The sequence below is a fragment of the Mycobacterium sp. PS03-16 genome (genome assembly GCF_004570325.1).
Lineage (GTDB): Bacteria > Actinomycetota > Actinomycetes > Mycobacteriales > Mycobacteriaceae > Mycobacterium.
The window spans coordinates 1-20171 of sequence record NZ_SPQO01000057.1 but is presented as its reverse complement, the minus strand read 5'-3'; the positions used below and the strand labels follow the sequence as shown (position 1 = coordinate 20171).

General features: G+C 68.7%; 22 protein-coding genes. 19 read left to right on the top strand and 3 right to left on the bottom strand.

Features of this window, described 5'->3' with window-relative positions:
* Positions 1–1605, top strand: a 1605-nt coding sequence (gene rho, locus E4P42_RS25980; protein ID WP_135129504.1) for a transcription termination factor Rho, incomplete at its 5' end; no start/stop codon positions are given.
* Between the two features lie 54 nt (positions 1606–1659).
* Here rho and E4P42_RS25975 read toward each other — a convergent pair.
* Positions 1660–2265 carry a TetR/AcrR family transcriptional regulator gene (locus E4P42_RS25975; protein WP_135129502.1) on the bottom strand — a complete coding sequence of 202 codons (606 nt, stop codon included), beginning with the start codon at positions 2263–2265 and terminating at the stop codon, positions 1660–1662.
* Positions 2266–2445: 180 nt separating this feature from the next.
* Here E4P42_RS25975 and fadD1 point away from each other — a divergent pair, with 180 nt between their 5' ends.
* On the top strand, positions 2446–4026 hold the full coding sequence (fadD1, locus tag E4P42_RS25970) for a fatty-acid--CoA ligase FadD1 (RefSeq protein ID WP_135129500.1): 1581 nt from the start codon (positions 2446–2448) through the stop codon (positions 4024–4026).
* Here fadD1 and E4P42_RS25965 read toward each other — a convergent pair.
* On the bottom strand, positions 4017–4421 hold the full coding sequence (locus tag E4P42_RS25965; protein WP_135129510.1) for a MarR family winged helix-turn-helix transcriptional regulator: 405 nt from the start codon (positions 4419–4421) through the stop codon (positions 4017–4019). The genes fadD1 and E4P42_RS25965 overlap by 10 nt on opposite strands.
* 100 nt (positions 4422–4521) lie before the next feature.
* On the opposite strand from E4P42_RS25965, the gene E4P42_RS25960 reads away from it, so the two are divergent.
* From E4P42_RS25960 to E4P42_RS25885, 16 genes are all read left to right on the top strand, one after another.
* The gene (locus E4P42_RS25960; RefSeq protein ID WP_135129498.1) at positions 4522–5112 is read left to right on the top strand and encodes a maleylpyruvate isomerase family mycothiol-dependent enzyme; all 591 of its coding nucleotides are present in this window, start codon (positions 4522–4524) and stop codon (positions 5110–5112) included.
* A gap of 102 nt (positions 5113–5214) precedes the next feature.
* A complete protein-coding gene (rpmE, locus tag E4P42_RS25955; RefSeq protein ID WP_135129496.1) occupies positions 5215–5445 on the top strand; it encodes a 50S ribosomal protein L31 in 231 nt (76 codons plus the stop codon).
* Positions 5446–5521: 76 nt separating this feature from the next.
* Positions 5522–6586 (top strand): peptide chain release factor 1, encoded by a 1065-nt coding sequence (gene prfA / locus E4P42_RS25950; RefSeq protein WP_135129494.1) that lies wholly within the window; start codon positions 5522–5524, stop codon positions 6584–6586.
* Positions 6583–7449 (top strand): peptide chain release factor N(5)-glutamine methyltransferase, encoded by an 867-nt coding sequence (prmC, locus tag E4P42_RS25945; RefSeq protein WP_135129492.1) that lies wholly within the window; start codon positions 6583–6585, stop codon positions 7447–7449. Before prfA ends, prmC begins: the two co-directional genes overlap by 4 nt.
* Positions 7446–8102, top strand: a complete 657-nt coding sequence (locus tag E4P42_RS25940) for an L-threonylcarbamoyladenylate synthase (protein WP_135129490.1) — start codon at positions 7446–7448, stop codon at positions 8100–8102. Before prmC ends, E4P42_RS25940 begins: the two co-directional genes overlap by 4 nt.
* Positions 8103–8133: 31 nt before the next feature.
* The gene (locus tag E4P42_RS25935; protein WP_135129508.1) at positions 8134–9309 is read left to right on the top strand and encodes a glycosyltransferase family 4 protein; all 1176 of its coding nucleotides are present in this window, start codon (positions 8134–8136) and stop codon (positions 9307–9309) included.
* Between the two features lie 239 nt (positions 9310–9548).
* Complete coding sequence (locus E4P42_RS25930) at positions 9549–9995, top strand: ATP synthase subunit I (RefSeq protein ID WP_135129488.1); 447 nt, start codon at positions 9549–9551, stop codon at positions 9993–9995.
* Entirely contained in the window at positions 9992–10747 is a 756-nt protein-coding gene (gene atpB, locus E4P42_RS25925; RefSeq protein ID WP_135129486.1) for a F0F1 ATP synthase subunit A, read from the top strand. The genes E4P42_RS25930 and atpB overlap by 4 nt, the downstream gene beginning before the upstream one ends.
* A 74-nt stretch (positions 10748–10821) precedes the next feature.
* Complete coding sequence (locus E4P42_RS25920; protein ID WP_011561261.1) at positions 10822–11067, top strand: F0F1 ATP synthase subunit C; 246 nt, start codon at positions 10822–10824, stop codon at positions 11065–11067.
* Between the two features lie 21 nt (positions 11068–11088).
* Positions 11089–11607: a F0F1 ATP synthase subunit B gene (locus tag E4P42_RS25915; RefSeq protein ID WP_135129484.1), complete on the top strand. Its 519-nt coding sequence runs from the start codon at positions 11089–11091 to the stop codon at positions 11605–11607.
* A 2-nt stretch (positions 11608–11609) separates the two neighbouring features.
* Positions 11610–12941, top strand: a complete 1332-nt coding sequence (locus tag E4P42_RS25910) for a F0F1 ATP synthase subunit B/delta (RefSeq protein ID WP_135129482.1) — start codon at positions 11610–11612, stop codon at positions 12939–12941.
* A 57-nt stretch (positions 12942–12998) separates the two neighbouring features.
* Positions 12999–14645 (top strand): F0F1 ATP synthase subunit alpha, encoded by a 1647-nt coding sequence (gene atpA, locus E4P42_RS25905; RefSeq protein ID WP_135129480.1) that lies wholly within the window; start codon positions 12999–13001, stop codon positions 14643–14645.
* A gap of 13 nt (positions 14646–14658) precedes the next feature.
* Positions 14659–15585: a F0F1 ATP synthase subunit gamma gene (locus E4P42_RS25900; RefSeq protein WP_135129478.1), complete on the top strand. Its 927-nt coding sequence runs from the start codon at positions 14659–14661 to the stop codon at positions 15583–15585.
* Between the two features lie 30 nt (positions 15586–15615).
* Positions 15616–17058 carry a F0F1 ATP synthase subunit beta gene (gene atpD, locus E4P42_RS25895; protein WP_135129476.1) on the top strand — a complete coding sequence of 481 codons (1443 nt, stop codon included), beginning with the start codon at positions 15616–15618 and terminating at the stop codon, positions 17056–17058.
* A 36-nt stretch (positions 17059–17094) separates the two neighbouring features.
* Positions 17095–17460: a F0F1 ATP synthase subunit epsilon gene (locus E4P42_RS25890; RefSeq protein WP_135129474.1), complete on the top strand. Its 366-nt coding sequence runs from the start codon at positions 17095–17097 to the stop codon at positions 17458–17460.
* Between the two features lie 42 nt (positions 17461–17502).
* A complete protein-coding gene (locus tag E4P42_RS25885; protein ID WP_167759637.1) occupies positions 17503–17949 on the top strand; it encodes a DUF2550 domain-containing protein in 447 nt (148 codons plus the stop codon).
* Here E4P42_RS25885 and E4P42_RS25880 read toward each other — a convergent pair.
* Complete coding sequence (locus tag E4P42_RS25880) at positions 17943–18515, bottom strand: cob(I)yrinic acid a,c-diamide adenosyltransferase (protein ID WP_135129472.1); 573 nt, start codon at positions 18513–18515, stop codon at positions 17943–17945. The genes E4P42_RS25885 and E4P42_RS25880 overlap by 7 nt on opposite strands.
* An 83-nt stretch (positions 18516–18598) precedes the next feature.
* Here E4P42_RS25880 and murA point away from each other — a divergent pair, with 83 nt between their 5' ends.
* Entirely contained in the window at positions 18599–19852 is a 1254-nt protein-coding gene (murA, locus tag E4P42_RS25875) for a UDP-N-acetylglucosamine 1-carboxyvinyltransferase (protein WP_135129470.1), read from the top strand.
* The last annotated feature ends 319 nt before the right edge of the window (positions 19853–20171 follow it).

The window sequence follows — 20171 nt, the reverse complement described above, 5'->3', positions numbered from 1 at the left end:
GCCGAGCCGGCCCAACCCGAGCGGACGAAGGCCGACAAGACCGATAAGGCGGACAAGGCAGACGGGGCCGAGACCGCCGCGCCGGAGACGGCGAACGAGCCTCAGCCCGACGCGCGGAAGGCCGACCAGCCCAAGCGTGATCAGCCCAAGCGTGATCAGGGCGGCGACCAGCCGCGCGACAAGTCCCGGCCGGAGCAGTCGGATGGCAAGTCGGACAACAAGTCAGACGCGGACCAGTCCGAGCAGGGCAACCGCAACCGCGACCGCGACAACCGTGACCGGGACAACCGCAACAACGACCGCGATCGCAACAACGACAGCCGCGACGGCGCCGACGACGACGGCGATGGCCGCGGCGGCCGGCGCGGACGCCGGTTCCGTGACCGCAGGCGGCGCGGTGAGCGCGGCGGCGAGGGCGGCGGCGGTGGCGACACCGAACTCCGCGACGACGACGTCGTGCAGCCGGTGGCCGGCATTCTCGACGTACTCGACAACTACGCGTTCGTCCGTACCTCCGGCTACCTGCCCGGGCCGAACGACGTGTACGTGTCGATGAACATGGTCCGTAAGAACGGGCTGCGCCGCGGCGACGCGGTCACCGGTGCCGTGCGCGTCCCCAAGGAGGGGGATTCCGGCAACCAGAACCCGCGCCAGAAGTTCAACCCGCTGGTGCGCCTGGACTCCGTGAACGGCGGCCCGGTCGAGGACGCCCGCAAGCGTCCCGACTTCGGCAAGCTGACCCCGCTGTACCCGAACCAGCGGCTGCGGCTGGAGACCTCCGGTGACAAGCTGACCACCCGCGTGATCGACCTGATCATGCCGATCGGCAAGGGGCAGCGCGCGCTGATCGTGTCCCCGCCGAAGGCCGGTAAGACCACGATCATGCAGGACATCGCGAACGCGATCACCCGCAACAACCCGGAATGCCACCTGATGGTGGTGCTCGTCGACGAGCGTCCGGAAGAGGTCACCGACATGCAGCGCTCGGTCAAGGGTGAGGTCATCGCCTCGACCTTCGACCGGCCGCCGTCCGACCACACCTCGGTGGCCGAGCTGGCCATCGAGCGCGCCAAGCGCCTGGTCGAGCAGGGCCGCGACGTCGTCGTGCTGCTCGACTCGATCACCCGCCTCGGCCGCGCCTACAACAACGCCTCTCCGGCGTCGGGCCGCATCCTGTCCGGTGGTGTGGACTCCACCGCGCTCTACCCGCCGAAGCGGTTCCTCGGCGCGGCCCGCAACATCGAGGAGGGCGGCTCGCTCACCATCGTCGCGACCGCGATGGTGGAGACGGGTTCGACCGGTGACACGGTGATCTTCGAGGAGTTCAAGGGCACCGGTAACGCCGAACTCAAGCTCGACCGCAAGATCGCCGAGCGCCGGGTGTTCCCGGCCGTCGACGTCAACCCGTCGGGCACCCGTAAGGACGAACTGCTGCTGTCCCCGGACGAGTTCGCGATCGTGCACAAGCTGCGCCGGGTCCTGTCGGGTCTCGACAGTCACCAGGCCATCGACCTGCTGATGAGCCAGCTGCGCAAGACGAAGAACAACTACGAGTTCCTGGTGCAGGTCTCCAAGACCGCACCCGGATCCATGGACAGCGACTGACCGTCGCGATCTCGGCGCGCGAACAGACGCTCAGCGTCTGCTCGCGCGCCGTTCTCATGTCGCCGGATCGGCCGCCAGCCCCGGCATCACGTAGCGCCGCACCTGGGTGAGCAGGGCCGCCTCATCGTCCGGGTCGAGCGTGTTGCCGGGCACGGTCGCGAGTGAGATGACCGTACGCGCAACCCATTCCGACGCTTCGGCGATGTCGATGGCCGGGTGGATCTCGCCGCGGTCGCGTGCGGTCACCAGGTAGCGGCTCCAGAAGTCGGCGAGATCGGGCACCAGCCCCTGCACCCCGGCGCCGGCACACGCGGCGAACTCCTCGGGCTCCTGCAGCCGCAGCCGCATCAGCAGCGCACCGGGATCGTGGTAGGCCGACCGGCCGTGCCGCACGCCCGCCGCGATCTGTTCGGCGAGACCCTCGATGCGCTCGAGCATCGTGTGCGCCTCGGACCAGTAGGCGTCGTTGAGCCGGACCAGGGCCGCGCCGAGCAGGCTGACCTTGTCGGGGAAGTGCCGGTACAACCAGCCCCGGGAGACCCCGGCGACCTCGGCGACCTCTGAGACCGTCGTCGCCCGAATGCCTTTGGCGCGCAGACACGTTTCGGCCGCATCGATCAAGCGGTCGCGCACCGACTGCGTGGGCGTGGTGGCTGTCACCTGGTCCCGGACCTCCTTCGTGCAATCCGCCGCGCGGTGATCGGCGGTTCATGCATTCTGCCAACAGACGCGCTGTTCGGTGGTGCCGGGAGAAGACGCCGGGAGAAACCGCCGGAAGAACGCCGAAAGATGGTAGACAGATCCGACATTCTGTTCACTGACGAACGAGGTGAGCTGCCCATGGCGGAGACGCTGCAGCAACTGCTGCGCGAGCGGGCCGGATCCGACACCGTCGCGATCCGCCACGGCGACCAGACGTGGACGTGGCGCGCACACCTCGAGGAAGCGTCCCGCCAGGCCGCGGCCGTCATCTCCGCCGCCGACCCGGAGCGCCCGCTGCACGTCGGTGTGCTCCTCGGCAACACGCCGGAGATGCTGACCGCGCTGGCGGCCGCGGCGCTGGGCGGATACGTGCTGTGCGGGGTCAACACCACCCGGCGCGGATCGGCGCTGGCCGGCGATATCGCCCGCGTCGACTGCCAGACCCTGCTGGTGAACGCCGAACACCGGCACCTGCTCGACGGCCTCGACCTGCCCGGGGTGACGGTGTGGGACGTCTCGACCGCCGACTACGCCGAGCGCATCTCGGTGGCGCCGGTGCTGACCCCGCACCGCGAGGCGGCCGCCGACGACACGTTCATGATGATCTTCACTTCCGGCACCAGTGGGGAACCCAAGGCGGTGCAGGTGCCGCACGCGATGGTGCTGTTCGCCGGTAGCGCCCTGGTCGAACGCTTCTCGCTCACCGAGGCCGACGTCTGCTACCTGGCCATGCCGCTGTTCCACTCCAACGCCGTCTATGCGGGATGGAGCGTGGCGGTCGGGGCAGGCGCGACGATGGTGCCCGCGGCGTTCTCGGCTTCACGGTTCCTGGCCGACGTCCGTCGCTACGGCGTCACGTACATGAACTACGTGGGCAAGCCGCTCGCCTACATCCTGGCGACGCCCGAGAAGCCCGACGATCACGACAACCCGCTGCGCATCGCGTTCGGCAACGAAGCCGCCGACCGCGACATCGAGGCGTTCGGGCGGCGGTTCGGCGCCACGGTGTGGGACGGGTTCGGCTCCACCGAGACGGCCGTGATCATCACGCGGCCCGACGACTGCCCGCCCGGGTCGATCGGCAAGGGGTTCCCCGGTGTGGCCATCTATGACCCCGAGACCGTGCGCGAATGCGCCGTGGCGGAGTTCGACGACGCCGGCGCGCTGGTGAACACCGCCGACGCGGTCGGAGAACTGGTCAACACCGACGGCGGCGGGCTGTTCCGCGGCTACTACAACGACCCCGGCGCGACCGGCGAGCGCATGCGCCACGGCATGTACTGGTCCGGCGACCTCGCCTACCGCGACGCCGACGGCTGGATCTACCTCGCCGGGCGCACCGGCGACTGGATGCGCGTCGACGGGGAGAACCTGACCGCCGCCCCGATCGAGCGGATTCTGCTGCGGCTGCCGGCGATCAACCGGGTGGCGGTGTACCCGGTGCCCGACGAGCATGTCGGCGATCAGGTGATGGCGGCCGTCGTGCTGCAGGACGACGCGAAGCTGACGCCGGAGGAGTTCGAGCGGTTCCTCGACGAGCAGCGGGATCTGTCGCCGAAGGGCTGGCCGCGGTACGTGTGGGTCGCCGAGGACCTGCCCACGACCGCGACCAACAAGATCCTCAAACGTGAACTGGTCGCGATGGGTACCGAACCGCGCGGCCGGTCGATGTGGGTGCGCGACCGCGCGGGATACCGGACCTACGAGGGTCAGCGATAGGGGTCGGTGATCTCGCGGAGCGCGCACAGGGCGTCGCGCAGGTGGGTGAACGCCTCCTCGCCCAGGTGCGCGCACCATTCGGCCTCGACCGCGGCCAGTTCGGCGGCGGCGGCCGCGCACAGCCGCTCACCCCGCGCGCTGAGCATCACCAGCCGGGCCCGGGCGTCGGCCGGATCGGGTCGGCGCACCACGTACCCCGCGCGCTGTAACTCGTCGACCAGCGCACCCGCGGTCTGCTTGGTGATCCGCGCCTGGTCGGCCAGGTCGGTGAGCCGGATTCCGTCCGGGCGCAGCCGCTGACCGATGCGGCTCTGCGCCAGCGTGAGATCGTCGAAGCCGGCGGCCTGCAGCGCCTCGAACACCCGGGCCTCGGCGGCGCGGTGGGCGATGAACATGAGCGCGGCGGTGCTGATCGGCTCGGCGGGGGGCACCCCTTGACTTTAGTACGTCGTCCTGACTACTTTGGTCAGGTAACCTGACTACTTAGGAGGCGCGGTGCGTGACGACGACATCTGGGCCCACATCGACGCCGAGCGCTCCGACCTCGCCGACTTCCTCGACGGCCTGACTCCGCAGCAGTGGGCCACCCCGTCGCTGTGCCCGGACTGGACGGTGCGCGACGTCGCCGTGCACCTGACGCAGTCGACGCTGGGCTGGCCCCGCATGGCAGCCGAGGCGCTGCGTTCGGGATTCCGCTTCAACGCGATGGTGTCGCGGGTGGCGCGGGAGGACCGCAGGCCGCCGGAGGAGGTGGTCGCCGCCCTGCGGGCGATGGTCGGGGTGCGGCGCCGACCGCCGGGCACCGCCGTCGCGGATCCGCTCACCGACGCGCTGGTGCACGGGCAGGACATCGCGGTCCCGCTGGGCGTCGACCGGCCGATGCCGACAGCCGCCGCGGTGATCGCCGCCGACCGGCTGTGGACGATGGGCTTCCCCTTCCACGCCCGGAAGCGGTTCGCCGGAACCCGGTTGCGGGCCACCGACGCGGACTTCACGGTCGGCCGCGGGCAGACCGTCGCCGCGCCGATCCGCGACATCGTGCTGGCGCTGTCCGGGCGGAATAGCACCGTCCTGCCGCGCGTTTAGGCTGTTGGCGGTTGACCTGGCATAATGGACCGCTAGTCACACCCTCGGTTCCGGTTCACGCCCAACGGGCGACCCGGCGGCCAACGAATGAAGAGGACACCAATGAAGACGGGTATTCACCCTGACTACGTCGAGACCACGGTGCAGTGCGGCTGTGGCAACAGCTTCACCACCCGCAGCACCAAGAAGAGCGGCACCATCGTCGTAGAGGTCTGCTCGCAGTGCCACCCGTTCTACACCGGCAAGCAGAAGATCCTCGACAGCGGCGGCCGCGTCGCGCGCTTCGAGAAGCGGTACGGCAAGCGCAACGCCGCCAAGAGCGCCGACAAGTAACCACCACCCCGACGCCCGATCTGTCGCCGCGCGCGAGAGGCCGGGCGTCGGTTTGCGTTCCGGGAAGGAGGCCGCGATGAGCGCGCCCATCGACACGCTGCTCGCCGAGCACGCCGACCTGGAGCGTCAGCTCGCCGATCCCGAGCTGCACGCCGACGCGGGCCGCGCCCGCAAGGTGGGGCGGCGGTTCGCGCAGCTCGCGCCGATCGTCGGCACCTACCGCAAGCTCGAGGCCGCCCGCGGCGATCTGGAGGCCGCGCGGGAGCTCGCCGCCGACGACGATTCGTTCGCCGCGGAGGTGCCCGAGCTCGAGGCGACGGTGGCGCGCCTGGACGCCCACCTCTCGGATCTGCTCGCGCCGCGGGATCCGCACGACGCCGACGACATCGTGCTCGAGGTCAAGTCGGGGGAGGGCGGCGAGGAATCGGCGCTGTTCGCCGCCGACCTGGCGCGGATGTACACCCGCTACGCCGAACGGCACGGCTGGACCGTCACGATGCTCGACGAGACCAGCTCCGATCTCGGCGGCTACAAGGACGCGACGCTGTCGATCCGCAGCAAGGGCGATTCCCCCGACGGCGTGTGGTCACGGCTGAAGTTCGAGGGCGGCGTGCACCGGGTGCAGCGGGTGCCGGTCACCGAATCGCAGGGCCGGGTGCACACGTCGGCCGCCGGTGTCCTGGTCTACCCGGAGCCCGAAGAGGTCGAGCAGGTCCAGATCGACGAATCGGATCTGCGTATCGACGTCTACCGGTCCTCCGGAAAAGGCGGGCAGGGCGTGAACACGACGGATTCCGCGGTCCGGCTCACTCACCTGCCCACCGGTATCGTCGTCACCTGCCAGAACGAGCGCTCGCAGCTGCAGAACAAGGCGCGCGCCATGCAGGTGCTCGCCGCCCGGCTGCAGGCCATCGCCGAGGAGCAGGCGCAGGCCGACGCGTCGGCGGACCGGGCCAGCCAGATCCGCACCGTCGACCGCAGCGAGCGGATCCGGACGTACAACTTCCCCGAGAACCGGATCGCCGACCACCGCATCAACTTCAAGGCGCACAACCTCGACCAGGTGCTCGACGGTGACCTCGACGCGCTGTTCGACGCGCTCGCCGACGCCGACAAGCAGGCCCGGCTGCAGGCATCATGACCCGCCTCGGCCGCGCGCCGGTGGTCCCGCTGCGTCAGGCGATCGCCGACGCCGCGGCCGTCCTGGCCGCCGCTGGCATCGAGTCGGCCCGCGTCGACGCCGAACTGCTCGCCGCGCACGCCGCGGGCACCGACCGCGGCCGGCTTCCGTTCGCCGAGCTCCCCGCCGACTTCCCGGCCACCTTCGAGGATCTGATCGGCAGGCGCGCGCGGCGGGTGCCGCTGCAGCACCTCACCGGCACCGCGGCGTTCGGCCCGGTGGAGGTCGCCGTCGGCCCAGGCGTGTTCATCCCCCGCCCCGAGACCGAGGCGATGCTGGAATGGGCGCTGGGGCAACATCTCTCACCTGACGCGGTCATCGTCGACCTGTGTACCGGATCCGGCGCGCTGGCGCTCGCGCTGGCCACGGCCCGCCCCTCGGCGCGGGTGATCGCCGTCGACGACTCCGACTCCGCCCTGGACTACGCGCGCCGCAACCTGGCCGGCACCGGCGTCGAACTGGTGGCCGCGGACGTCACCGCCGCGGGTCTGCGGCCCGATCTCGACGGCACGGTGGACCTGATCGTCGCGAACCCGCCGTACATCCCCGCCGGGGCGGTGCTCGATCCCGAGGTGGCCGCCCACGACCCCGACCATGCGCTGTTCGGCGGCCCGGACGGCATGGCGGTGATCCACGGCATCGTCGCGCTGGCGCACCGGTGGCTACGGCCCGGCGGTCGCTGCGCGGTCGAACACGACGACACCACCTCGGCGCAGACCGTCGCGGCTTTTGCCGGCGGCCCGTTCGACGATGTGACCCCGCACCGGGACCTGACCGGCCGGCCGCGGTTCGTGACCGCCACGCGTGACACGGAGGACGCATGACCGATCTGTACGACTGCAGCGACGCCGAACAACGCGCCGCCGGGCTCGCCAACGCGGTGGAGACCCTCAAGCAGGGGCGGCTGGTGGTGCTGCCGACCGACACCGTGTACGGCATCGGCGCGGACGCGTTCGACAGCACCGCGGTCGCCGCGCTGCTGGCCGCCAAGGGGAGGGGTCGCGATATGCCCGTTCCGGTGCTCGTCGGGTCGTGGCACACCATCGAGGGCCTGGTCTACACCGTGCCCAACGCCGCGCGGGAGCTGATCCGCGCGTTCTGGCCGGGCGCGCTCAGCCTCGTCGTGCGCCAGGCGCCGTCGCTGCAGTGGGACCTCGGTGACGCGCACGGCACCGTGATGCTGCGGATGCCGCTGCACCCGGTGGCGATCGAGCTGCTGCGCGAGGTCGGGCCCATGGCCGTCTCGAGCGCCAACATCTCCGGCCGGCCCGCCGCGACCACCGCCGCCGACGCCCGCGATCAACTCGGCGACCTCGTCGACGTCTACCTCGACGCCGGCCCCTCCGAACAGCGCGCGGCCTCCACGATCGTCGATCTCACCGGTGCGCACCCGCGCGTGCTGCGGTCGGGTCCGGTCAGCGTCGACGCGGTGGCCGAGGTGCTCGGGGTGAACACCGAGAGCCTGCTCACCGAGTGAGCCCGCCGCGGTGCAGTACGGTGGCGCCGTGATGGAGGTCCTGGCGCTCTCCGATCGCGGTGCGGGCGTGCCGCTCCGCGAACTCGCGCTGGTCGGCCTCACCGCCGCGATCATCACCTACTTCGCCACCGGCTGGGTGCGGGTGCTGGCCACCCGGCTCGGCGCGGTGGCCTATCCGCGAGAACGCGACGTGCACGTGCAACCCACCCCGCGCATGGGCGGCCTGGCGATGTACGTCGGCGTCGCGGCCGCCGTGCTGCTGGCCTCCCAGCTGCCCGCGCTCACCCGTGGATTCGTGTACTCGACCGGGATGCCCGCGGTGGTCGTCGCCGGCGGTCTGATCATGGCGATCGGTCTGATCGACGACCGGTGGGGCCTCGACGCGCTGACCAAGTTCGCCGGACAGCTGACCGCCGCGAGCGTGATGGTCACGATGGGCGTCGCGTGGAGCGTGCTCTACATCCCGATCGGCGGGGTGGGCACCATCGTGCTCGACCAGGTCGCGTCGATCCTGCTCACGCTCGCGTTGACCGTCGCGATCGTCAACGCGATGAACTTCGTCGACGGGCTCGACGGGCTGGCCGCCGGGCTGGGGCTGATCACCGCCTCGGCGATCTGCATCTTCTCGGTAGGACTGCTCCGCGACCACGGCGGCGACGTGCTGTTCTACCCGCCGGCGGTGATCTCGGTGGTGCTGGCGGGGGCCTGTCTGGGCTTCCTCCCGCACAATTTCCACAAGGCCCGGATCTTCATGGGTGACTCCGGCTCGATGCTGATCGGCCTGATGCTCGCCGCGGCCTCGACCACCGCGGCGGGCCCCATCTCGCAGACCGCCTACGGCGCACGCGACGTCTTCGCGCTCCTGTCGCCGTTCCTGCTGGTGGTCGCCGTGATGCTGGTGCCTGCGCTGGACATGCTGCTGGCCATCATCCGCCGCACCCGCGCCGGGCTCAGCCCGTTCAGCCCGGACAAGATGCACCTGCACCACCGCTTGCTGGAGATCGGCCATTCGCACCGGCGCGTGGTGCTGCTGATCTACCTGTGGGTCGGCATCATCGCCCTCGGCGCCGCGAGCACGATCTTCTTCGATCCGCGCCACTCCGGCGCGGTGATGCTCGGGGCCATCGCGGTCGCCATCGTGGTGACGCTGGTTCCGCTCATGCGACGCCGGGAAACCGCCGCTGAGACCGTGTACGACGAAAAGTAGTAGGCCCCGTTTAGGGCTGCCTACCATGTGGTACGTTAACGCTGAAACCCGAAGAAACCTCGCGGGTTGCCGGCCACCGGCCCGGCGGTTCGACACCGTTCGGCGCCGCTCTAGACCGACAAAGGGAGCTGCCCCTTGGGTGATTCCAACGTGCCAGTCGCCCTCCGATACGCTCGGCAGGTCGCTCACAGGAACATCGGGACAACTTCTCAGACAAACCGCGAAAACGAGGTGAAGCAGTGACGACGCCAGCGCAGGACGCGCCGTTGGTGTTGCCCGCAGTCGCGTTCAGGCCTGTCCGCCTGCTCATCATCTGCGCTGTGCTGGCCGGGCTGGCGACGCTGGCCGCCGCGCTGCTCGGGGTTCCGATGGTAGGCGTCTTCTTCGCGATCGGGCTCGGACTCGGTCTGCTCAATGCGGTGATGATCCAGCGGTCGGTCGAGAAGATCACCGCCAAGGACCACCCACTCAAGCGCAACATGGCCATGAACTCGGCCACCCGACTGCTGATCATGACCGTGATCGGCTTGACCATCGCGTACATCTTCAAGCCGCAGGGACTCGGTGTGGTGTTCGGTATGGCGCTGTTCCAGGTGATCCTGGTGGCGTCGACGACCCTGCCGGTGCTGAAGAAGCTCCGCGCACAAGACGGCGTTGGACTCGAAGGAGAGACTCCCCAGCCATGACGGAAACAATCCTGGCCGCCGAGAGCGGGATTCACGTCGGCACCCACACCACGGCCAACTGGTTCGGGCTGACCGTCAACACCGACACGATCCTGTCCACCGCGATCGCGGCCGCGATCGTGCTGGGGCTGGCTTTCTTCCTGCGCGCCAAGGTCACCTCGACCGGTGTGCCCAACGGGGTGCAGCTGTTCTGGGAGGCGCTGACCGTCCAGATGCGCAACCAGATCGAGAGCGCGATCGGCATGAAGGTCGCGGGCTTCGTCCTGCCGCTGGCCGTCACGCTGTTCGCGTTCATCCTGATCGCCAACTGGCTGTCGGTGTTCCCGTGGCAGTACTCCGACGAGACCGGCATCCATGAGGTGCTCAAGCCGGCCGCGTCCGACATCAACTTCGTGCTGGCGCTGGCGCTGTTCGTGTTCATCGCCTACCACGCGGCGGGCTTCTGGCGCCGCGGCATCCTCGGCCACCCGGTCAAGCTGCTCAAGGGCCACGTCGCGCTGCTGGCGCCGATCAACCTGGTCGAGGAGCTGGCCAAGCCGATCTCGCTGTCCCTGCGACTCTTCGGCAACATCTTCGCCGGCGGCATCCTGGTCGCCCTGATCGCGCTGTTCCCGCCGTGGATCATGTGGGCGCCGAACGCGATCTGGAAGAGCTTCGACCTGTTCGTCGGCGCGATCCAGGCGTTCATCTTCGCGCTGCTGACCATCCTGTACTTCAGTCAGTCGATGGAGCTCGACGAGCACCACGACTGACCCGCACGCCAACCGAAACCAACTGCTCGACCCACGTCCTGGTAGTCCGCTACCAGTTACCAAGGAGGAATGGAATGGATCCCACTATTGCTGCCGGCGCGCTCATCGGCGGTGGACTCATCATGGCCGGTGGCGCCATCGGTGCGGGTATCGGCGACGGTATCGCCGGTAACGCGCTGATCGCCGGCATCGCCCGCCAGCCGGAGGCCCAGGGTCGCCTGTTCACCCCGTTCTTCATCACGGTCGGTCTGGTCGAGGCCGCCTACTTCATCAACCTGGCGTTCATGGCGCTGTTCGTCTTCGCCACCCCGGTTGCGTAAGACGGTTTGGAATCTTCAGTCATGGGTGACCTGAGCACGACCATCCTGGCCGCGGAAGAGGGCGGGGGCGGTAACTTCCTCATCCCGAACGGCACGTTCTTCTTCGTGCTGCTCATCTTCCTGATCGTGCTGGGCGTCATCGCCAAGTTCGTGGTGCCTCCGATCAGCAAGGTGCTGCACGAACGAGAAGCGATGGTCACCAAGACGGTTGAGGACAACCGCAAGTCGGCCGAGCTGTTCTCCGCGGCGCAGGCGGACTCCCAGAAGGTGATGGCCGAGGCGCGTCGTGAAGCCTCGGCCATCCGGGACGAGGCCCGCGGCGAAGGACGTCAGATCCTCGAGGACATGCGGTCGCGCGCGAGCGCGGAGGCGGCGTCGACGCTGCAGCAGGCCAACGAGGAGCTGTCCCAGCAGGGCCGGCGGACCGCGGATGAGCTGCAGTCGTCGGTCGACACGCTCTCGGCCGCGCTGGCCAGCCGTGTCCTGGGCGTCGACGTGACCGCGGGGCGGACGGCCTCGACAACGAGCCAGGGACGGTAGGCATGTCGACATTCATCGGTCAGCTCATCGGGTTCGCGGTCATCGTCTTCCTGGTGGTGCGCTACGTCGTACCGCCGGTGCGGCGGATGATGCAGACGCAGCAGGACACGGTGCGCCGGCAGCTCGAGGAAAGCGCCACCGCCGCCAACAAGGTGGCCCAGGCCGACCAGCAGCACGCCAAGGCGGTCGAGGAGGCCAAGGCCGACGCCGCCCGCGTGGTGGAGGAGGCCCGCGCCGACGCGGAGAAGATCTCCGCGCAGCTGCGGGAGCAGGCCGACGCCGAGGTGGAGCGCATCAAGGTGCAGGGTGCCGCGCAGGTGCAGCTGCTGCGTCAGCAGCTCATCCGCGAGCTGCGCGGGCACCTCGGCACCGAATCGGTCAACCGCGCACGGGAACTCGTGCGTGACCACGTCTCCGACGACGAGCGTCAGGCGGCCACGGTGGACCGGTTCCTCGACGAGCTCGATGCGATGGCGCCGTCGGAAGCCGTCCTCGACGATCCGGTCGGGGCCCGGCTGCGAGCCACCAGCCGCGACTCGCTGCAGACCGTGGTCGCCCGGTTCGACGAACTGACCCAGGGCGTCGACGCGGGCGGATTGACCACCGTCGCCGACGATCTCGTCGCGGTTGCGAAGCTGCTGACCAAGGAGGCCGGACTCACCAAACATCTGGCCGAGCCGAGCGAGAACTCCGAGGGTCGGGTCAACATCGCCGAGGCGCTGCTGTCCGGCAAGGTCTCCGATACCTCGCTGGAGACCGTCAAGACCGCGGTGGGGCAGCGGTGGTCGAGCGAGCCGGACCTGATCTTCGTGATCCAGCACGTGGCCCGGCTGGCACTGCTGGTGCGCGCCGAGCGCAACGACGAGACCGCCGAGGTCGAGGACCAGTTGTTCCGGTTCAGCCGGATCCTCGACGGCGAATCGCAGCTGAGCTCGCTGCTCAGCGACTACACCACGCCTGCCGAGGGTCGGATCCGACTGCTGGACAACGTGCTCGAAGGGCAGGCCAACGACACCACCAAGGCGCTGCTGGCGCAGGCGATCGAGCTGGTGCGCGGTGAGCGCGTCGACGAGATGGTCCGCGACCTGGCCGGCCTGGCCGTGGCCCGGCGCGGTGAGGTGGTCGCCCACGTGACTGCCGCGGCCGGCCTGAGCGACGCGCAGCGCGGCCGTCTCACCGAGGTACTCAGCCGCATCTACAGCCATCCGGTGTCGGTGCAGCTGCACATCAACCCGGAGATCCTGGGCGGACTGACCATCGCCGTCGGCGACGAGGTCATCGACGGCTCGCTGTCGTCGCGCCTGGAATCGGCCGAGACCCGGCTGCCGGACTGACCGGCGAACCCACAGACCCCAACCCGACCCGAACACAAAGGCAGGAAGCGAAAAGCCATGGCAGAGTTGACTATCTCGGCTGCTGACATCCAAGGCGCGATCGAGGACTACGTCGCCAACTTCGCCACCGACACCGAGCGCGAGGAAATCGGCACCGTCGTCGACGCCGGTGACGGTATCGCGCACGTCGAGGGCCTGCCCTCGGTCATGACCCAGGAGCTCCTCGAGTTCCCCGGTGGCGTGCTCGGTGTGGCGCTCAACCTCGACGAGCACAGCATCGGCGCGGTGATCCTCGGTGACTTCGAGAAGATCGAAGAGGGCCAGCAGGTCAAGCGCACCGGCGACGTCCTCTCGGTGCCGGTCGGCGACGGCTTCCTGGGCCGGGTCGTCAACCCGCTGGGCCAGCCGATCGACGGCCGCGGCGAGATCGAGACCACCGAGCGTCGCGCGCTCGAGCTGCAGGCGCCCTCGGTGGTGCAGCGGCAGGGTGTCGGCGAGCCGCTGCAGACCGGCATCAAGGCCATCGACAGCCAGACCCCGATCGGCCGCGGTCAGCGCCAGCTGATCATCGGCGACCGCAAGACCGGCAAGACCGCGGTCTGCGTCGACACGATCCTCAACCAGCGCAAGAACTGGGAGACCGGCGACCCCAAGCAGCAGGTCCGCTGCGTGTACGTCGCGATCGGCCAGAAGGGCACCACGATCGCCAGCGTTCGCCGCACCCTCGAAGAGGGTGGCGCGATGGACTACACCACCATCGTCGCGGCGCCCGCCTCGGATTCGGCCGGCTTCAAGTGGCTGGCGCCCTACACGGGTTCCACGATCGCCCAGCACTGGATGTACGACGGCAAGCACGTCCTGATCGTCTTCGACGACCTGACCAAGCAGGCCGAGGCGTACCGCGCGATCTCGCTGCTGCTGCGTCGCCCGCCGGGCCGCGAGGCCTACCCCGGTGACGTGTTCTACCTGCACTCGCGTCTGCTGGAGCGCTGCGCGAAGCTGTCCGACGAACTCGGCGGTGGCTCGCTGACCGGCCTGCCGATCATCGAGACCAAGGCCAACGACATCTCGGCCTACATCCCGACCAACGTCATCTCGATCACCGACGGCCAGTGCTTCCTGGAGACCGACCTGTTCAACCAGGGTGTGCGCCCGGCCATCAACGTCGGTGTGTCGGTGTCGCGCGTCGGTGGCGCCGCGCAGATCAAGGCAATGAAAGAGGTGGCGGGCTCGCTCCGCCTGGATCTGTCGCAGTACCGCGAGCTCGAGTCGTTCGCGGCGTTCGCCTCCGATCTGGACGAGACCTCGAAGGCGCAGCTCGACCGCGGCGCCCGGCTGGTGGAGCTGCTCAAGCAGCCGCAGAACAGCCCGATGCCGGTCGAGGAGCAGGTCGTCGCGATCTTCCTCGGCACCAAGGGTCACCTCGACTCGGTGCCCGTCGAGGACGTGCAGCGTTTCGAGCAGGAGTTCGTCGAGCACGTGCGGTCGGCGAAGAGCGAACTGCTCGACGACATCCGCGAGTCCAAGAAGCTCTCCGACGAGACGGCCGACAAGCTGGCCGACGCCGTCAACGAGTTCAAGAAGGGCTTCTCGAGCACCAGCGGTGAGTCCGTCGTGGCCGACGAGCACGTCGACGCGATGTCCGACGAGGACCTCGAGAAGGAATCGGTGAAGGTCCGCAAGCCCGCCCCGAAGAAGAAGTAAGGCCGACGAACCTATGGCTGCCACACTGCGCGAACTGCGCGGCCGCATCCGCTCCGCCGGGTCGATCAAGAAGATCACCAAGGCCCAGGAGCTGATCGCGACGTCGCGCATCGCGAAGGCACAGGCCCGAGTCGAGGCGGCTCGGCCCTATGACCGCGAGATCACCAACATGCTGACCGAGTTGGCCAGCGCCAGTGCGCTGGATCATCCGCTGCTGGTCGAGCGCGAGCGGCCGAAGCGGGCCGGCGTGCTGGTGGTGTCCTCGGACCGCGGGCTGGCCGGTGCGTACAACGCCAACGTGTTCCGCCGGTCGGAGGAGCTGTTCTCGCTGCTGCGCGAAGAGGGCAAGGAGCCGGTTCTCTACGTCGTCGGGCGTAAGGCACTCGGGTACTACAGCTTCCGCAACTGGGACGTCGTCGAATCGTGGACCGGCTTCTCCGAGCGGCCCGAGTACGAGAACGCCCAGGAGATCGGCTCCACGCTGGTCGACGCGTTCATGGCGGGGGTCGACGACGACGGCGACGACGCGGGCGCGGACGGCATCCTCGGCCTCGACGAACTGCACATCGTGTTCACCGAGTTCCGGTCGATGCTGTCGCAGACCGCGATCGCCCGGCGGATCGCGCCGATGGTCGTGGAGTACAGCGAGGAGGAGGACAACGCCCCGCACACGCTGTTCTCGTTCGAGCCCAGCGCGGAGACGCTGTTCGACGCGCTGCTGCCGCGGTACATCTCGACGCGCATCTTCGCCGCGCTGCTCGAGGCGGCGGCTTCGGAGTCGGCTTCGCGCCGGCGCGCGATGAAGTCGGCGTCGGACAACGCCGACGACCTCATCAAGGATCTGACGCTGATGGCCAACCGCGAACGGCAGTCTCAGATCACGCAGGAAATCAGCGAAATCGTCGGTGGCGCCAACGCGCTCGCGGACGCCGCCAAATAGAAGTAACGCCGTAGGAAGCGAAGAAAAGACATGACTGCTACTGCTGAAACTGAGACCAGCACCGACACCGCCGGCCGCGTCGTCCGCGTCACCGGCCCGGTCGTCGACGTCGAGTTCCCGCGCGGCCACCTGCCGGAGCTGTTCAACGCGCTGCACGCGGAGATCGGCTACAAGGACCTCGCCAAGACCCTGACCCTCGAGGTCGCCCAGCACCTGGGCGACAACCTGGTGCGGTGCATCTCGCTGCAGCCGACCGACGGCCTGGTCCGCGGCGTGGACGTCACCGACACGGGCGCCTCGATCTCGGTGCCGGTCGGCGACGGCGTCAAGGGCCACGTGTTCAACGCACTCGGCGACTGCCTCGACGATCCCGGCTACGGCAAGGACTTCGAGAAGTGGTCCATCCACCGCAAGCCGCCGGCCTTCGACGAGCTCGAGCCCCGCACCGAGATGCTCGAGACCGGCCTCAAGGTCGTCGACCTGCTGACCCCGTACGTGCGTGGCGGCAAGATCGCGCTGTTCGGCGGCGCCGGCGTGGGCAAGACGGTGCTCATCCAGGAGATGATCAACCGTATCGCCCGCAACTTCGGCGGTACCTCGGTGTTCGCCGGCGTCGGTGAGCGCACCCGTGAGGGCAACGACCTGTGGGTCGAGCTGGGCGACGCCAACGTGCTCAAGGACACCGCGCTGGTGTTCGGTCAGATGGATGAGCCGCCCGGCACGCGTATGCGCGTCGCCCTGTCGGCGCTGACCATGGCGGAGTTCTTCCGCGATGAGCAGGGCCAGGACGTGCTGCTGTTCATCGACAACATCTTCCGGTTCACGCAGGCCGGTTCCGAGGTGTCCACGCTGCTCGGCCGTATGCCGTCCGCGGTGGGTTACCAGCCGACCCTGGCCGACGAGATGGGTGAGCTCCAGGAGCGCATCACCTCGACCCGCGGCCGGTCCATCACCTCGATGCAGGCCGTGTACGTGCCCGCCGACGACTACACCGACCCGGCCCCGGCCACCACGTTCGCGCACCTCGACGCGACCACGGAGCTCAGCCGTTCGGTGTTCTCCAAGGGCATCTTCCCGGCGGTGGACCCGCTGGCGTCGAGCTCGACCATCCTGGACCCGGGCGTCGTGGGCGACGAGCACTACCGCGTCGCCCAGGAAGTCATCCGGATCCTGCAGCGCTACAAGGACCTCCAGGACATCATCGCGATCCTCGGTATCGACGAGCTGTCCGAAGAGGACAAGCAGCTGGTGAACCGGGCTCGCCGGATCGAGCGCTTCCTGAGCCAGAACATGATGGCCGCCGAGCAGTTCACCGGTCAGCCGGGTTCGACCGTGCCGCTCAAGGAGACCATCGAGGCCTTCGACAAGCTCACCAAGGGCGAGTTCGACCACCTGCCCGAGCAGGCGTTCTTCCTGATCGGCGGCCTGGACGACCTGGCTAAGAAGGCCGAGAGCCTCGGCGCCAAGCTGTGATCGCCGGACTGGTACTCGCGCGAAAGGTGGTGTGGCGTGGCTGAGTTGGACGTCGAGATCGTCGCCGTCGAACGCGAGATCTGGTCGGGTAAGGCCAGCTTCGTGTTCACCCGCACCACCGCCGGTGAGATCGGGATCCTGCCGCGGCACATCCCGCTGGTGGCCCAGCTCGTCGACGACGCCATGGTGCGCGTGGAGCGGGAGGGCGAGGACGATCTCCGCATCGCGGTCGACGGTGGGTTCATGTCGGTGACCGAGTCCGGCGTGATCATCCTCGCCGAGTCCGCGGCGCTGGAGTCGGAGATCAACGCCGACCAGGCACGCAGCGATTCGGAGTCGGACGACCCGGATACGGCCGCCAAGGGGCGCGCGCGGCTGCGCGCGCTGGGGCAGATCGACTAGCGGGGCCTTGCGTCTGGTCGTCCGGAACGACGGGATATTCCGATGAGCGCGCCCATGTGGTTCATGGTCGCGCTCATCGGTGTCTTGCTGCTTGTCGTCGCGGTGCTGTGCTACCGGCTGTGGAAACTCCGGCAGGTCGGCGGCACCGCGGCGATCCTGCGCGACGTGCCCGCCATCGGAGGCCACGGGTGGCGCCACGGAGTGATGCGATACCGCGGTGGGGAAGCGGGGTTCTACCGGCTGTCGAGTCTGCGGTGGTGGCCCGATCGGCGGTTGTCGCGGCGGGGTCTGGAGATCGTGTCGCGGCGCGCACCCCGTGGCGACGAATTCGACATCATGACCGACGAGATCGTGGTGCTCGAACTGCGCGACACCAGTCCCGAGCGGCGCCGCGGGTATGAGATCGCGTTGGACCGGGGCGCGTTGACGGCGTTCCTGTCGTGGCTGGAATCCCGGCCGTCACCGCGCGCCCGCCGCCGCAGTTACTGAGCCCCGCCCGGCTGCCAGAGCACGTCGCCATCCGGGTTGGCCACCCGCGACAGGATGAACAGCAGGTCCGAGAGCCGGTTGAGGTACTTGGCCGGCAGCACGCTGACCGCGTCGCCATGGGCGGCGACAGCTTCCCAGGCCGATCGTTCCGCGCGCCGGGCGACCGTGCGCGCCACGTGCAACAGCGCTGACAGCGGAGTACCGCCCGGCAGAACGAAGGAGTTCAGCGCCGGCAGCGGTTCGTTGAACTCGTCGCACCAGCCCTCGAGTCGGTCGATGTAGCTCTGCGCGATGCGCAGCGGCGGATGCTCCGGGTTCTCGACCACCGGCGTCGAGAGGTCGGCGCCCGCGTCGAACAAATCGTTCTGAATCTGGCGCAGCACGCGCAGCAGGGGCTCGGGTGGATCGCCGAGGGCGACGGCGACGCCGATGGCGGCGTTGGCCTCATCGCAGTCGGCATAGGCGACCAGCCGCGGATCGTTCTTCGAGACCCGGCTGAAGTCGCTCAGCCCGGTGGTCCCGTCGTCGCCGGTGCGGGTGTAGATGCGCGTCAGATGCACTGCCATGGTGAAAAGGTACTCGTCGCGGACGTGCCGGCCAGGGTCGGCGAAACTGACATGGCGATGGGCCGCTGTCTAGACTGGCCCGCGTGAGCGAGCGTTTCGTGGTGACCGGCGGCAACCGGTTATCAGGCGAAGTCGCAGTCGGCGGGGCGAAGAACAGTGTGCTCAAACTCATGGCCGCGGCGCTGCTCGCCGAGGGGACGAGCACGATCACCAATTGCCCGGACATTCTCGATGTGCCGCTGATGGCCGAGGTGCTGCGTGGACTGGGTGCCACGGTCGAACTCGACGGCGACGTCGTGCGGATCACGTCACCCGACGAACCGAAGTACGACGCGGACTTCGCCGCGGTGCGGCAGTTCCGGGCGTCGGTGTGCGTACTGGGTCCGCTGGTCGGTCGATGCAAACGGGCGCGGGTCGCATTACCCGGGGGCGACGCCATCGGATCGCGGCCGCTGGACATGCACCAGGCCGGCCTGCGCCAACTGGGCGCCCGCTGCAACATCGAGCACGGTTGTGTGGTGGCCGAGGCCGACGAGCTGCACGGCGCGGAGATCCAGCTCGAGTTCCCGTCGGTGGGCGCGACCGAGAACATCCTGATGGCCGCGGTGCTGGCCCACGGTGTCACGACGATCCACAACGCGGCCCGCGAACCCGATGTCGTGGATCTCTGCACGATGCTCAACCAGATGGGCGCCCAGATCACGGGGGCCGGGTCGTCGACCATGACGATCACCGGGGTGGACCGGCTGTACCCGACCGAACACCGCGTGATCGGCGACCGGATCGTCGCCGCCACGTGGGGGATCGCCGCAGCGATGACGCGGGGCGACATCTCGGTCACCGGGGTCGATCCGCAGCACATGCAGTTGGTGCTGCACAAGCTGCACGACGCGGGCGCCACCGTCACCCAGCACGACAACGGTTTCCGGGTGGTGCAGTACGAGCGACCCAAGGCTGTGAACGTCGCCACGCTACCGTTCCCCGGCTTTCCGACCGACCTGCAGCCGATGGCGATCGGCTTGGCGTCGGTCGCCGACGGCACTTCGATGATCACCGAGAACGTGTTCGAGGCCCGCTTCCGGTTCGTCGAGGAGATGATCCGACTCGGTGCCGACGCCCGGACCGATGGTCACCATGCGGTGGTGCGGGGGATCCCGCAGCTGTCCAGCGCCCCCGTGTGGTCGTCGGACATCCGTGCCGGTGCGGGTCTGGTGCTCGCCGGCCTCGTGGCCGACGGCGACACCGAGGTGCACGACGTGTTCCACATCGATCGCGGCTACCCGCTGTTCGTCGAGAACCTGAAGAGCCTGGGCGCCGAGATCGAGCGCGTCGCCTAGCCCGAAATCGGGCCGTAGGGACGGCGATATGCCCGCCGTTGGCCTTCTGGCCAGCAGATTTTGGCTTCTGCGGAAGCTGTGCGTAAGCTAGTGCCATACCGCGAGGCGCCCGGCCGAAAGGTCAGGAAGAACGCGGTTGACATCCCAGACCAGAGTGAAGTAAGCTGGCAGGGTTGCCCGCGAACCGGGTGCGTTGTTTGAGAACTCAATAGTGTGTTTGGTGGTTTTTGTTTGTTGTTTTTTTGGCCTGCCTCTTTTTCCCGTTTAGGGGTGGGTTGTTGTTTTTTGCCAGATTTTTCTGGTGCTTGGTCAGATTGTT